The sequence below is a fragment of the Psychrobacter sp. FDAARGOS_221 genome (genome assembly GCF_002313155.2).
Taxonomy (GTDB): Bacteria; Pseudomonadota; Gammaproteobacteria; order Pseudomonadales; family Moraxellaceae; genus Psychrobacter.
The window spans coordinates 2,623,170-2,637,125 of record NZ_NWFK02000001.1; the positions used below are offsets into that span (position 1 = coordinate 2,623,170).

At 37.8% G+C, this 13,956-nt stretch carries 16 protein-coding genes; 15 read left to right on the forward strand and 1 reads right to left on the reverse strand.

All coding sequences use genetic code 11. The features are described from left to right. Nucleotides 1-735: 735 nt before the first annotated feature. Nucleotides 736-1,359 carry an OmpW/AlkL family protein gene (locus A6J60_RS10995; RefSeq protein ID WP_096066031.1) on the forward strand — a complete coding sequence of 208 codons (624 nt, stop codon included), beginning with the start codon at nt 736-738 and terminating at the stop codon, nt 1,357-1,359. 225 nt (nt 1,360-1,584) lie between these two features. On the opposite strand, the gene hemB is transcribed toward A6J60_RS10995, so the two are convergent. Further along, nucleotides 1,585-2,601 (reverse strand): porphobilinogen synthase, encoded by a 1,017-nt coding sequence (hemB, locus tag A6J60_RS11000; RefSeq protein WP_096066032.1) that lies wholly within the window; start codon nt 2,599-2,601, stop codon nt 1,585-1,587. Between the two features lie 381 nt (nt 2,602-2,982). Between hemB and A6J60_RS11005 the strand changes: the two genes are divergently transcribed. The 14 genes from A6J60_RS11005 (at nt 2,983) to A6J60_RS11085 (ending at nt 13,923) form a co-directional block, all read left to right on the forward strand. Then, nucleotides 2,983-4,128 (forward strand): LD-carboxypeptidase, encoded by a 1,146-nt coding sequence (locus A6J60_RS11005; RefSeq protein ID WP_096066033.1) that lies wholly within the window; start codon nt 2,983-2,985, stop codon nt 4,126-4,128. Between the two features lie 219 nt (nt 4,129-4,347). Beyond that, complete coding sequence (locus tag A6J60_RS11010; protein ID WP_096066034.1) at nt 4,348-5,607, forward strand: YeeE/YedE family protein; 1,260 nt, start codon at nt 4,348-4,350, stop codon at nt 5,605-5,607. Between the two features lie 783 nt (nt 5,608-6,390). After that, nucleotides 6,391-6,618, forward strand: a complete 228-nt coding sequence (locus A6J60_RS11020) for a hypothetical protein (RefSeq protein WP_096066036.1) — start codon at nt 6,391-6,393, stop codon at nt 6,616-6,618. A 90-nt stretch (nt 6,619-6,708) separates the two neighbouring features. Continuing rightward, nucleotides 6,709-7,089: a VENN motif pre-toxin domain-containing protein gene (locus tag A6J60_RS11025; protein WP_096066037.1), complete on the forward strand. Its 381-nt coding sequence runs from the start codon at nt 6,709-6,711 to the stop codon at nt 7,087-7,089. A gap of 540 nt (nt 7,090-7,629) precedes the next feature. Further along, on the forward strand, nt 7,630-8,337 hold the full coding sequence (locus tag A6J60_RS11035; RefSeq protein WP_096066038.1) for a hypothetical protein: 708 nt from the start codon (nt 7,630-7,632) through the stop codon (nt 8,335-8,337). A 57-nt stretch (nt 8,338-8,394) separates the two neighbouring features. Next, nucleotides 8,395-8,862: a hypothetical protein gene (locus A6J60_RS11040; protein ID WP_096066039.1), complete on the forward strand. Its 468-nt coding sequence runs from the start codon at nt 8,395-8,397 to the stop codon at nt 8,860-8,862. Beyond that, a complete protein-coding gene (locus A6J60_RS11045; protein WP_096066040.1) occupies nt 8,862-9,518 on the forward strand; it encodes a hypothetical protein in 657 nt (218 codons plus the stop codon). The genes A6J60_RS11040 and A6J60_RS11045 overlap by 1 nt, the downstream gene beginning before the upstream one ends. 36 nt (nt 9,519-9,554) lie before the next feature. Further along, the gene (locus A6J60_RS11050; protein WP_096066041.1) at nt 9,555-9,854 is read left to right on the forward strand and encodes a hypothetical protein; all 300 of its coding nucleotides are present in this window, start codon (nt 9,555-9,557) and stop codon (nt 9,852-9,854) included. Then, the gene (locus A6J60_RS11055; protein WP_127891447.1) at nt 9,838-10,251 is read left to right on the forward strand and encodes a hypothetical protein; all 414 of its coding nucleotides are present in this window, start codon (nt 9,838-9,840) and stop codon (nt 10,249-10,251) included. The genes A6J60_RS11050 and A6J60_RS11055 overlap by 17 nt, the downstream gene beginning before the upstream one ends. Nucleotides 10,252-10,848: 597 nt before the next feature. Continuing rightward, nucleotides 10,849-11,070: an RsiV family protein gene (locus tag A6J60_RS11065; RefSeq protein WP_096066044.1), complete on the forward strand. Its 222-nt coding sequence runs from the start codon at nt 10,849-10,851 to the stop codon at nt 11,068-11,070. Between the two features lie 71 nt (nt 11,071-11,141). Next, nucleotides 11,142-11,264 (forward strand): HNH endonuclease, encoded by a 123-nt coding sequence (locus tag A6J60_RS13740; RefSeq protein ID WP_102993977.1) that lies wholly within the window; start codon nt 11,142-11,144, stop codon nt 11,262-11,264. Nucleotides 11,265-11,297: 33 nt separating this feature from the next. Next, nucleotides 11,298-11,744 (forward strand): SMI1/KNR4 family protein, encoded by a 447-nt coding sequence (locus tag A6J60_RS11075; RefSeq protein WP_227526135.1) that lies wholly within the window; start codon nt 11,298-11,300, stop codon nt 11,742-11,744. A 14-nt stretch (nt 11,745-11,758) separates the two neighbouring features. After that, the gene (locus A6J60_RS11080) at nt 11,759-13,204 is read left to right on the forward strand and encodes a polymorphic toxin-type HINT domain-containing protein (protein WP_096066045.1); all 1,446 of its coding nucleotides are present in this window, start codon (nt 11,759-11,761) and stop codon (nt 13,202-13,204) included. Nucleotides 13,205-13,212: 8 nt separating this feature from the next. Further along, nucleotides 13,213-13,923: a hypothetical protein gene (locus A6J60_RS11085; protein WP_096066046.1), complete on the forward strand. Its 711-nt coding sequence runs from the start codon at nt 13,213-13,215 to the stop codon at nt 13,921-13,923. Nucleotides 13,924-13,956: the final 33 nt, after the last annotated feature.

Sequence of the window (13,956 nt, forward strand, 5' to 3'; positions counted from 1 at the left end):
TTGAATTTTGTTATTATTGATACCTTTTATACAGGTTTTTTGTTACCAGAACTATCATTGCTTAGGTTTTTTTATGGTTATTCTGAGTAGTTTTTGGTTTTATTATCTAATCAAAATTAGGGCGTTATGTCGGAATGCCAGTTAAAACTCTCAATGATGATCTATATAAAAGTATACGATCTAATCTGGGCGCCAGGCCTGATATGACCTATGCATAGTGGCTATTAACAGTTACTTAATTCTCTGAATTTAATGATTAGGTTGATGATTTACAAACTATTTAACAGTAGGTTGTGTTGGTTATATATAGGTCCAAAGATAAGTAAAATGAGGTTATGTTTTTTTGCATATTATTAACGCAGTGCCCTATTTTGTTGAATCAATATGTTTGTCTATTACAAAGCTATTCTGTTATAATAAGCTGATTATAAGTTTTGTTATTGTACCTAAATGTGAAGGTGTGAGGGTTTAATTTAGCTAAGCACTTGTCTTACTCGTTTGTAGGTATCAACCTACAAACTTGGTAGGGTCGACTGTGAAGTCGTATGTTTTTAGTTAAAAAACCTTACTCTTTTTGAGGGTATGTAATATAATAGACTTAGGCGGTTAGGAATCACAACAAGCCAGATTCTAACTGTTTAGATGTCAATAAATAAGCGCAAACACTTTTAGGTTGTTTAATTAAGCTGAAATGATGCGCTTTTACCTATGTACTTAAATTAAGTTGAGGATACTATGATTAAACGTCAAGCATTACTATTAGCTGCTCTAGCTGGTCTAAGCATGACATCTGCAATGGCAGAAACCGCTGGTACGTGGACAGTTGGTGCTGGTGCAGCTTATGTTGACCCAAAAAGCAACAACGGTACTTTAGATAACGGTCTTAAAGTAGAAGTTGATTCAGACATCAAACCTACTTTAACTACTGAATACTTTGTTGCTGACAACGTTGGTGTTGAGCTATTATTAGCACACCCATTCCGTCATGACATCGAATTAAAAGATGCTAACGGTGACATCACTAAAGCTAAAACTCAGTTGTTACCACCAACGCTATCTTTACAGTATCACTTTGACAGCGTTCATAACAACATCAAACCATTTATCGGTGTTGGCGCGAACTACACTGCATTCTTTAAAGAGCGCTTACAAGGTTCTGATGCTGATCTTGAGCTGAAAAACAAATGGGCAGTTGCTGGCCATGCTGGTGTTGACTTCAAAGTGACTCCAACTGATGCAATCCGTTTAGACGCTCGTTACATCGACCTAGATACTGATGTACGTGTTGACGGTGACAAGCTAGGTAAAGTTGAGCTTAAGCCATGGGTATATGGCATCTCTTACGTAAAACGTTTCTAATCGAAACTTAATTTACGAAATGCTATTTAGTGTTTAACCTTTATTCGTTACTCATTAATAGCTAGAGAATAAAAAAATCCCCGTAAAATTTACGGGGATTTTTTTATTCTCTATTAGGGTTAAATAACTGATTTGGCTGTACTAACTTGGCTGACTAATACTGTAGCATCAAAGCGCTTACAAGATTTAGCCAGCCAACTACTGCATGTTGTTTTTTCAACTATCTTATTTTGAATTTAGCGCATTCAACTGTTTGGCTGCTTCTAAGGCAAAATAAGTTAAGATGCCATCTGCGCCAGCACGTCTAAAGCCAATCAATGACTCTAAGATAACCGCATCTGATAACCAACCATTTTGGATAGCGGCCATATGCATCGCATACTCACCGGATACTTGATAAGCAAAGGTCGGTACACCGAACGTATCTTTGACTTCACGGATTAAGTCCAAATAAGGTTGACCTGGCTTAATCATCACCATGTCCGCACCTTCATTAATATCCATTGCTACTTCATGCAAGGCTTCAGCACGGTTACCAAAGTCCATCTGATATTGTTTTTTATGACCACCTTTTAAGTTGCCAGCACTGCCAACCGCATCACGGAACGGACCATAATAGGCAGACGCGTATTTAGCAGAGTAGGCCATTAGACCGGTATTAACAAAACCTTCCTCTTCAAAGGCTTCACGAATCGCTAAAATACGACCATCCATCATGTCACTGGGTGAGATGATATCTGCGCCAGCACGAGCATGTGCTAAGGCTTGCTTAACCAAGACGTCAACAGTATCGTCATTGACCACATAGCCATTTTCATCAAGCAGACCATCTTGACCATGTGAAGTATACGGATCTAGTGCCACATCAGTCATAACAACCATTTCGGGTACATGCTGTTTTAGAGCACGAACCGCACGACATGCCAAACCATCTGGATCATAAGCAGCGCGGCCATCTTCAGTTTTTAAGCTGGCATCAATCACTGGGAAGATGTCTACGGTAGTCACGCCTTCAGCCAATAGCTGTTTGGCATAATCAATCAGTAAATCAATCGATAGACGTTCAACCCCTGGCATACTAGGTACGGCTTCACGCTGATTTTCACCTTCAAGCACAAACACCGGTGCGATTAGATGTTTCGGTAGTAGCTCAACTTCACGAATCATAGAACGGACGTGATCATGGACACGTAAGCGGCGTAAGCGGGTATGCGGAAAGGTACGATTAAAGGTATAACTCATAATAAATCCTAAAAGATATGATAAGAATAAAGTTATCTTGTATGAAAAAGCTATCTTGCATAACAGTAGCTTAAAGCTACCCTGAATTGGATCAACAACCTATGCTCTGAGTTAAGTCATGAGCGGGCATAAGTTGTCAGTATGTGTTGTATTTATTGGAAATAAGCACAGGGCTGATTTAAGCTCCTAGTTTTAAGCATCAGATATTAAGCCTCTATTATAACGCAGAGCTGGGTAGTTTTTGGGTTCAAGAATTGATACAAGTTATAATCGCCTTGTTAACATAACCAATCCTATAATAAGCACCGTTAAGATTAGCAGAGTATAGACTTAGACAGATAAAAACAGACAGCAAACAGACAAGAAGAAGGTAACACTATTATGGGCAATCAAAAGCCAGATCAGAACATGATTAATATTAAGCGCAGACAGCTGTTAACCTACACCTTACTAGGTGCAAGTGGTGCTAATGGCTTAAGTGCAGCCAGTGCGCAAAATAGTAGCTCCTTTGCTATTAATCCAAACAGCGCGGCCTTTTATCCGACAGTTGATACCTCAACGGCTGTGGCGACGCGTCTATTTTCATGCTCTAACCTGGTCCCTGACCCCAGTCCGAATGACTCAGTAATAAGACGCATGGCGCAAGCGGGGTTTGTTATTGAAAATGGTGATATTGTGCCGCGTAGACACCTTCGCTTTGGTGGTACTGATGAGCAGCGCGCCAATGATTTGCAGCAGGTAGCAAACGAACAAGTAGCCACACCTAAGCTGCTATGGGCGGTGCGCGGTGGCTATGGCGCAATGAGACTGCTAGAATCTGTCGATTGGCAGCGACTGGGGCAGGTGATGCGGGAGCGCGGTACTATATTGGCCGGCTTTAGTGATGTGACTGCCATACAGTGTGCGCTGCTGGCGCAAGGCGGCATGAGCAGCTTGGCAGCACCGATGCTGTATAGTGAATTTAACAAACCCGAGCCTGACCAAGTCAGCTGTCAAGGTTTTGTCGATGCTTTAACCAATCCCAATCTAACCATTAAGCTAAAAGATGCTGCACCAGTCGGATCAGAAACATCACTATCCGGTGTATTGTGGGGCGGTAATCTTAGCGTGGTCGCTGCGTTAGCAGGCACTGATTATATGCCAAATCCAGACGGCGGTATTGTATTCTTAGAAGAAGTGGGTGAGCAGCCATTTCGTATTGAGCGTATGCTGTATAGCTTGTATTTGTCTGGTGTCTTTAACAATCAACAAGCCATCGTATTGGGTAGCTTTAGCAATGTCGGCACTGATGGCTATAACAGTAGCTATGGGCTATCTGAAGTCATCAAGCAGCTGCAACAGATGACTAAATTACCAGTGTATACCGGTCTGCCGTTTGGGCATACACCCAATAAGCACAGCTTTCCATTGGGAGCGCAGTGTCAGCTAAACGCCACGTCTGAGGGCGTAACTCTAAAGTTTAGCGGTTATCCTGTGATTGACAGTCGTCGTATCAATGCCCAAGCCCTGTGGGAGACGCCTTTATAAAAGCAGATAGCCGTTAATACAGACAGTCATTAACAAGTCATAACACCGTTATAAAAGCAAACAATCGTTTGGTTATAGCCAATCTGCATATGCTTATGCCCAATTGTCGCCAATACTGGCTTTAAGTTTATAAATTTAGCACTATGATAGAGCCACTATACTGATGCGTGTTTTACAACACCATTATTTATTGACAAGCGATTGTTTTTTGAGGCGATTATGAAAACATCACAAACGGTTCATGTGACGGATATACCGTCAAGCCGTCCATCCGCATCCTCCTTGCAGCTTGCTGCACCACAAAAAGGCTTGGTGGCTGGCGGCAGCTTGGTAGGGCTGGCATTGGTAGTTTATTTGTTTGCGACCCAGCAACTGTCACAACCGATATTAATGATATTGGGCTTTTTACTCGGATTTACTTTATTTCATGCCCGTTTTGGGTTTACCTCTGCTTTTCGGCGCATGACCTCAGTGGGTAACGGCCAAGCCCTGCGTGCGCATATGCTAATGCTGGCCATTGCAGTGAGCTTGTTTGCGCCTATTTTGGCGTATGGCATCAGCTTCTTTGGCGGCCCGGTTGCCGGTTATGTGGCGCCAGTGGGGGTAAGCTTACTGGTTGGCTCATTTATGTTCGGTATTGGGATGCAGCTGGGTGGCGGTTGTGCGTCAGGCACCTTATATGCAGTCGGCGGCGGTCGCTCGGTGATGTTTATTACCTTAATTTTCTTTATTATCGGCGCAACCATTGGCGCCTACCACTTACCGTTTTGGACAGAAGAGATGCCGTCAATGGGCGCTTATTCGCTAGCGACCTCGACCGGCCTTGGCTATGGCGGCGCTTGGGCTGTATCTCTTGTGTTGTTTGCTTTGATTGCCTGGATAACTTGGGTGATCGAGAAGAAGAAACATGCGCCCAAAATGGCACCACTGCCAACAGCACAAGGCTGGGTACGTATCTTTCGTGGTGCATGGCCTTTATTTGCGGCAGCCATCGTGTTGGCGGTGCTTAATGCGTTAACTTTAATGACCCGTGGCGAGCCTTGGGGTGTAACCTCAGCCTTTGCCCTGTGGGGCTCTAAGATTGCCAGTCTCGGCGGCTTTGATGTGGCCAACTGGGGCTATTGGCAAGGCGATAATGCGGCTGCTTTACAGTCGTCTATCTTTGCTGATTCAACCACTGTATTAAACTTTGGCATTATGATCGGTGCGTTTGTGGCATCGGCTGCTGGCGGTTTGTTTAAGTTTACTCAGATTACTTTTGGTAATTTCTTGGCCTCAGTAATTGGCGGTTTGTTAATGGGCTATGGCGCACGTTTGGCATTTGGCTGTAACATTGGTGCTTACTTCGGTGGTATCGCCTCGTTTAGTTTGCATGGCTATATTTGGGGTGTATTGGCGATGGCAGGTACTTTTTTAGCCTTATATCTGCGTCCTATATTTGGTTTGTCTGTGCCGAAGATTACCGATTCGTTTTGCTAGCCATCGTTTGGTTTAGCAATAAATCTAGTAGTGTTAACTTAAAAAGAGCTGAAAGATTCAGCTCTTTTTTTATGCTAAATACAAACTGGCTGTGTTATGTTTGCTTAAGCGAATTTAATTCTATGAGCTAAGATAAATGTTGTTTTTATAAATCAAACTATGATAAATCAAGCTGGTATTAAATCCATTCAAAATATAACGGAGAAGGATAAATAATATATGGATACAGTCATAATTATGGTCTGTACCGCAGTTATTATAATGTGGAGAATTAAAGGCCATCCTTATTTAACTGCTATTATTAAATGTTTCATATTCGCCCTAGGTATATTTTTAAGTGATGTAGGCTCGTATCAACAACAAAACATGACATTAGAGGTTTTAAAAAAAGATTTGATATTTTGCTTACTGATATTTTTAGTACTAGTACCAATTACGTTGTTTAGTGTTAAGGTCCGGCAGATCATTAGAGAAGACTTAGATAATCCTCAGTGAATAAACAATACTAGAATAAGGGTATTTAAATGTCAGCAACCCGTAGATTGAAACTAAAATGAAAAAAAGTAAGTTACTGATTTTTGGAGTAGGGGTGCTGATATTGTTATTAGCATACCCGCTAATTATTAGAGTTGTACTATCTACGATGAGCCTTTGAGTGAGAGTAAAGTTATCACTACGAGCTATTTAATATGACAAGCTAAATAAGATTCCGAAAGTTTTTAATCCTGAAACAGGACTTTCATCTCCTATAAAACCTAAGCAGAAGAAATAAGAGGTATTATTATGAAAGAGTATTTAACACATGAAGAAGCTTATAAAGCGATGTTCGTTTTTTTAGAGAGTTATTATGATAGGTCAAAGTCTGATGATATAGGTGGGCTTTTAGGTTCCATGTCTTTAGTTGAAGGAAAGCCAATTGATCAAGCGCTTTGGGATGACTGGTATGAAGCTATAGACACTTCACTTAAAGCCCATGATAGAGCAAAATTTGAACTATCAGATAAAAAATAAGATTACTATTGTTTTCAAAATCAAAATACAGACCTTGCAGGGGTTAATAGCCCACAGCATCTACTCGCTCATGCCATATTAGGTGCAGCAGTGAGCTATGCTACTGGCAATGATATGGTTACTGGTGGATTGGGTGCCAGTGCTGGAGAAGGAACAGCTATTCTATTAACTAAATATATCTACAAAGTAGATAGCCCAAGTGAATTGACCGCTGAACAAAAGGATACCATAAGTAATATCACTACTTTAGCAGGAGTGGCGATTGGCTCTACCACAGGAGAAGTTACTGATGCAGTGAATGCGGGTGAAACGGCTAAGGTGGCGGTTGAGGATAATTATTTAACAGAAGCTCAGGATCGCTCATACTCCATACTACATAATTCTCAAAATGAGCTAAGAATATTAACATTTGTAATTGGTTTGATTGGCGCAGGTGTAGCTGAATTTACTTCATTAAAAATAAGCTGTTGATATCTTATCTTTAGTTTAAATGATAGTAGTCTGGGTTTTTAGCTCAGCCTTCTTTGAGTAAAGGATTCTATAAGTTATGCAGGATAATCATAAATTAAAAGCTTATCATCAACTAATGAAATATAAAAAAATTTTATATGTTTACCATTTCTGACTATGTTTTTAGGCATAAATATATTAGAAATACTAAATTTACCGATAGTTATTTTAATTATTATATTAGCAATTCAGTTATATATCAGTATGTTTATTTTTCTCTCAAAAAATATCTGCCCGTGGTGTGGGCTTCCTTTTTTTGCTTTCGGCAAGTATGGTTTGAGTTGGAATGGCATTAAGTTTATTTTTCAAAAAAAATGTATAAATTGTCAACAGCCAGATATTGAGTAGGTTGGAACAAGGTTTATAAGGCTGAAAGACGCTATCATTCTTTTAGTGATATGACATCTGTCGAGTATAGGCAGGAGGCTTAGCTGATGCTACACCGTTAATAAATTACGGCAAACGCCTTGGGGTAAATGTAATCATAAAGGGGTATAAATAATGAGTTATAACGCATGCCTTGTTTTTAAGAAGAGCTTTCAAGATGCTAAAAAGGTCTGGGATTGTATTTCACCTCTAATGGTGTCAGAAAAAGTAGATGTTTTTAATTTTGAAAAAAATAAATTAACAAAAAACAAGGTAAGAATGCTAATTGCTAGTGATTTTAATGTGGAGTTTGACGGTTATGAAATCGATTTTACTTATATTGCAAATAGTAAAATAAATATATTAATTATAAAAAATATAGAAATTGGTTTTAATGAGTTAGAGAATATATTGATACCTTTATTTAAGAGTTCGTATTTTCTGCAAGGTCGAGTTTATGATGAAGATTATGATACATGGCAAAATATGGATGATGTTAGTTATTATGAAGTCAACGGAAGAAATTATTCAATGTTACCAAAAAAAAGTAATAGACTACCTTATCCTTTAGATAGAACAATTATTGATACGTCTTCAAATCCTGGACGTTATACTTTTCACAACGGATACATCGAGTTTATTGGTTCTGTTATGTGGTTTAGTAAAGAGCTACTTGATTTATTACAATCAGATATAAAAGGACTAAAAGAACATAGTTTTATAAGCCTAGAAGATTGTGATAGTTATATTAAAATAACATCTCATGATCAACTGTTTCTTGAAAATGACGGCTCAGAAAATAAACAGTTTATTTTAAGAAAGTTAATATATCCAGTTTTCTAAATTAATGGCATATAAAAAAATTTTATATGTTTGCCATTTCTGACTATGATTTTAGGCATGACATTATTAGAAACACTAAATTTACCCATATATATTTTAATTATTATATTAGCAATACAGTTATATATCAGCACCATATTCTTTTACTCAAAAAATATCTGCCCATGGTGTGGGCTCCCATTTTTTATTTTCGGCAAGTATAACGTCAGCACCAGTGCCCTTAATGAAAACAATGGTATTGTTAGGGGAGAGGGTCCTAATGGTGAATTAGGCAACAAGCCTGGCGTTTGTGCTGAACCTGCTTGTGCTATGGTAGCAGGTAATAACCCTAGCCCTGCTACGGGTTCGGCAACGCTATGGTGCGGAAAAGATGGCAATCCATATACAGATAAAGATGCTGATATACTAGATAATCAACAGATGGACCCCTGTTTAACGTGCGCCGAACCAAACATTCAACAGATTTATCAAGATACAGCAATACCAAAACGACAAGGACCCAACCTTTTCAAAGGAGAAGAATAATGGACCTAGTCACCTATATCACAGAGCGTCTGATTTCTTATGCTGATGATATTGTGCCTGTCGATAGGCAGGAGATTATTGATTTTTTTGAATCTGAAAATGCCCCTTATCGTGAAGACCATGTTGATTTTTTAGCAAGGTTTGGGGGTAATCACTTTACCACTTTTTTGAAAAATCAAAATGCAAATTTTTCATTTCAGGAAATAAAAGAGCTGTATCAAGCTGATAAAGATTATCCTGATGAGGTTGAGCTGGCAGAGGGGTGTTGTCACTTTGCTAATCCATATGTTGATAATTGGTATTGTATTGAACAAGCCACAGGCATCATATATCGTGAAGCGGTGGATGAGGATAATAATCCGATATTATCAGAGGTGGTATGGTGTAATATTAAAAGTTTATTGTTTATGTCTTCTTTGTACTATTTGGATAGAGTAGGTACTAGGTTATCCATAAAAGACAACTTAACAGATGAGTTCGTTCAGATATTCCAAGATGAAAACAGAGGATATCGTTTGGATGTGTCGCTTTATGGGGCTTATTATATTAAAGAAGATATGTTCTATTACCTATCATTAACGAGGAATTTTCTGACTCCAACCAAATTACACCCATGGTTTTACGAAGAACTAAAAAACTTTAAAGCCAGTCAATAACAACCCATTCTTTATTTGTAGTAAGCAGGTTAAATAATGGATCTAGTCACCTATATCACAGAGCATCTGATTTCGTATGCTGATGATATTGTGCCTGTCGATAGGCAGGAGATTATTGATTTTTTTGAATCTGAAAATGCCCCTTATCGAGATGACCATGTTGATTATTTAGCAAGGTTTGGGGGCAACAATTTTACCAAGTTCTTAAGTAGTCAAGATGTGAATTTCACATTCAAAAAAATAAAAGAGCTGTATCAAGATACCAAAGATTATCCTGATGAGGTTGAACTGGCAGAAGAGATTAATCAGACTTTTTTAAGTGACAGCAACCCATAGTTTAGTAAACCCAATGTTAAAAAAGTTAGATATAGAAGAGAAGTTGAGTTTATTGAGAGATCCGAAGATCAATATTCTAACTAAATATCAATTAGCTATTACCTTATCAGATACAAAGAATGAGCGAGTTTATTATGCATTATGTGAATTAATAAATGATAATGCTTATTTAAATAAAAGAGGGACTTTTGTACATTGTCTTCGTAACTATCCTCCTGAGAAGTCCTTTGATTTAGCCGTAGATTTAATTTTAAATGGAAACTTTGAGGTCTCACATGAAGCATTTGAGATTATTGATCATTTTGAAAATAAAATAGAAGGTGAGAAAGTTAAATTAAACTACAACAAATTGATAGGCTTTTATAACAGTCATAAAACAGTGAGGGTTGGCGTTTAAGATTAATAGAAACAACATTGAAGATGTTTGATTAGAGTTGATAGGCTGGGCATGTAGCTCAGCCTTTTTTGAGTAAAGGATGATATAGGTTATGCAGGATAGTCATAAATTAACAATGCATGAGATTGAGTTTAAAGCAATACCATTCGACTATAAAATACTAATATAAGTATCATCGATAAGGCAGATGAACAATGAGTTATATAATATTTTTAATAGTTAATTTATTAGCAGTTGCTTTGTTCATAACCTATATGACTAATAACTTCCTTATCAATACTATAAGTTTGGCAGGAAGTTTTTATTTCAGCATGTGTGCGACATTAATCGCCTCATATTTCGTCTTGAGTAAGAAACACGATAAAAAAATTATAGCTCTTATAGCTTCTATTATTCTTTTTATATTTAGCTTACTCGCAATTACTAAAAAAGAGGTGATGGTAAATTATTTGGGAGAAGCTTTTTTAAACATATCGATGATAATTTATATTTTATCGGGAATTATATTTTTCTATCTCATAAATCTTATATACAGTTTTTTTCTTACTACAAATAAAGATCATGCATTTGTATGGTCTACGACTATCGTTATAGCTCTTGTATATTTTATCTGCTCACCTACCATTTATTTTATGTTCTAGCAGCCTTGGGACTCAAGCTGAGAGTGCGCTTTCTATCAGTGATGAGTTTTATTTTGGTGAAGAAGGTTTGGTACTGGTATATCAGCCGTATGAGTTAGGCTCCTTTGCACAGGGCTTTATCGAGTTAACTATTCCGTATGCGATGTTAGAGGGTGTGCTTAGACCGGAATATTTGTAAGTTTAGTCGAGATTAGAAGATGAGCGAAAGGCTGGGCATGTAGCTCAGCCTTTTTTTGAGTAAAGGATTCTATAGGTTATGCATGGCATCATAATGCACAATCAGCACCAAATAATATGCAATTAGTACCAGAAAATATTCACAATATACATGTTCCACATACAGGTCAAAATTCTTTAAAGGAAGGTAAATAGGAAATGCATATAAGCGTATACAAAGATAATGGTTTGAATGATGTTAATAATATATCTCTGATTGAAAAACAACTTAACTATAGTTTGCCTCAATCTTATAAAGATATAGTCAAGGATCATGACGCTCTAAGACCAGAGAATGATATTTTCGATTTTGTTGATATTTATGGAAAGCCTGATGACAGAGATGTTAGTTTTTATAGTTTTAAGCAAAACCATATAGATGGTTTTATTATTGAAGAACAAGTTAATATTAATGATCAAGATAATGGAGGTATAAAAGGTTTAGTCACATTTGCATTTACTGCCAATGGTGATTATATATGTTTTGACTATCGAGAAAATCCTAACGGTGATAACCCAAAAGTTGTTTTAGTTTATCATGATAATATTATTGAAAATAAAGATGGAGCGACTTCAATGGTTGTAAATTTTGTAGCAGATAATTTTGAAGAGTTTATGAGTATGTTACATGACTAGATATTAAAGCTTTAATGAAACTTAGTGTTGAGTTAAGAGATAAAATATTGGAGTTAACAGGCGATAGAATATGGAACTTGACCTTTACTCTATATCCTGATGGTCAGTTCGAAATTGACTATGATTATGATAAACCTGATGCTAAAGATTTGCCTGATGTTAACAAAGAAAGACCGGAAACACCAAATAACAACCATACAGATACGCGAAATAATGGTGTTCCTGATCCCGTTAGCTGTTCATTCCGTGGTGACATGATGGTTAAAACGATTGCGGGCTTTAAACCTATTGAGCAGATACAAATAGGTGAGTTAGTTTGGTCACGCAATCAAATAACGGGATTAATGAGTTTTAATAAAGTCCTACAGACCATCAGCAGTATCGACCCAGATACCGCTTATGTAACCATCGCAGATGAAAATGGCAACAGTCAAACCATCGTATCAGATAGCCGTCATCCTTACTTTGGCAACTATGGCGGAGACGCAACTCCACCAAAACCATCACCAGAAAAAGACTATCTAGGCGACATACAAAATGCTTACTGGATAAATGCAGGTGACTTAGAAGTTGGACACAAAGTGCTAGACGATGACGGCAACTGGCAAACCGTCACAAGTGTACGAGTAGAACAAAAACCACTCAACAGTTATAACCTAGAAGTCAATATAGATCACACCTTCTTTATCCGTGGTATTGGTGGCTTAGATGGTATTTGGGTGCATAATAAGAATTGTTTTGATGAGTTACCAAAGAATGTTGGTGAACCCGTTCGCATTGACGGTAAGGATGTTTATACCATCAAACATCCATTAGATGAATCAAAAACAGTTAAGTTAATATTGAACCCTGATGAAGCAGCCAGAGCAAGAGGTCAAAGGTATGTTGAGGTTGATGTTAAGCCTAGAAAAGGTGAGGTGACAATAAAAGAACCTAACAAACCAACCAATACGTTTGTAAGCTCTCCTTCCAGAACTATTATTGCTGAGGCGGGACAAAAAGGTAACTGGAATAGGTTATTAAATAATTATGACCAATATCCAAATGCCACTATACACACAACAAGAGGTCAAGAATTTAAAATAGACTCTCAAGGTCGAGTAGAAAATGTAACGGCAAAACTTTTTAAAGAAACCAATGACCGTAACGGCAATCAACAAGTAAAAGCAGGGGGTAGCGATAGGCTAGATAACGACCATGGCGGGCATTTATTGGCGGCCATGTTTGGAGGGCCGGGCGAAGGCATTAACTTAGTCGCTATGAACAAAAAGTTTAATGGTTCAGGCGGAGACTGGGGCACATTTGAACGCAGATTAAAGGAAGCAAGAGATAACAATCAAGATGTCATCGTCAACATTAAACCCGTTTATTCAGGCACCAGCAAACGCCCTGATAGATTTGATGTTACCTATTCAATTGATGGTGTAAGACAGAAAGCCATTAGGTTAAATAATAAATAGAGGAATTTATGACAGCAAAACAATTAAACGCAACGGTTATTCAACTGGTTAAAAAGCTGTTAGCCAATCATGGTGACAAAGTGGTTTTTCAAGGTTCAGTTTATCCTGAGCATTGGGGAGTATTATTCTATTGGCTCATTGATGGTAAAAGACATGATTATGGTTTTGATGATGAACCACATGAAGTTGATGAGATTTTAGAACTGATGAGAAAAGAACTAGATTATGAACAGTTCACCATTACAGCAGATAAATCAGGAGAGATTACCTTTGAAACAAGGCATATCCCAGAAGAAGACAGTTGGCCTGGCTTACATATGCGCAGGGTCAGTGAACTTGAGGAACATGAATTAGGCTCTCCTATTTTCATACCTAAAAAAGACTGGGAAGAAAGAAAAGCCCTAGCTGAAATGCCTGATAATGAACGCATCACTATTTTATTAGGAGATGAATTAAATGCGCATATAGATGGTGAACAAGGCGTTCAACTTAAAGTAGATATGACGGATGACGCTAATCCAACCGTTAAACTAGCTCGACTGATGAAAGACGGCAGTATTAACGATATAGAATTGCATCCTCTAACCAAAGCATGGCTAATCAAACAAAGCAGAGAACTAAGAGCCAGCCCACCCTATGCAAAAACCCCATGGGCAAAAATGACCGTAAACTTAGATAATCAAGGTGAAATAAAAATGAACTTTGAGTATTTGGATTAGTCATTTTAATCGTAGATACTACTTTGATTTTGT

Coding starts and splice junctions, on each gene's coding strand:
- A6J60_RS10995 (WP_096066031.1), top strand. CDS start 736: ATGATTAAACGTCAAGCATTACTATTAGCTGCTCTAGCTGGTCTAAGC.
- hemB (WP_096066032.1), bottom strand. CDS start 2,601: ATGAGTTATACCTTTAATCGTACCTTTCCGCATACCCGCTTACGCCGC.
- A6J60_RS11005 (WP_096066033.1), top strand. CDS start 2,983: ATGGGCAATCAAAAGCCAGATCAGAACATGATTAATATTAAGCGCAGA.
- A6J60_RS11010 (WP_096066034.1), top strand. CDS start 4,348: ATGAAAACATCACAAACGGTTCATGTGACGGATATACCGTCAAGCCGT.
- A6J60_RS11020 (WP_096066036.1), top strand. CDS start 6,391: ATGAAAGAGTATTTAACACATGAAGAAGCTTATAAAGCGATGTTCGTT.
- A6J60_RS11035 (WP_096066038.1), top strand. CDS start 7,630: ATGAGTTATAACGCATGCCTTGTTTTTAAGAAGAGCTTTCAAGATGCT.
- A6J60_RS11040 (WP_096066039.1), top strand. CDS start 8,395: ATGACATTATTAGAAACACTAAATTTACCCATATATATTTTAATTATT.
- A6J60_RS11045 (WP_096066040.1), top strand. CDS start 8,862: ATGGACCTAGTCACCTATATCACAGAGCGTCTGATTTCTTATGCTGAT.
- A6J60_RS11050 (WP_096066041.1), top strand. CDS start 9,555: ATGGATCTAGTCACCTATATCACAGAGCATCTGATTTCGTATGCTGAT.
- A6J60_RS11080 (WP_096066045.1), top strand. CDS start 11,759: ATGAAACTTAGTGTTGAGTTAAGAGATAAAATATTGGAGTTAACAGGC.
- A6J60_RS11085 (WP_096066046.1), top strand. CDS start 13,213: ATGACAGCAAAACAATTAAACGCAACGGTTATTCAACTGGTTAAAAAG.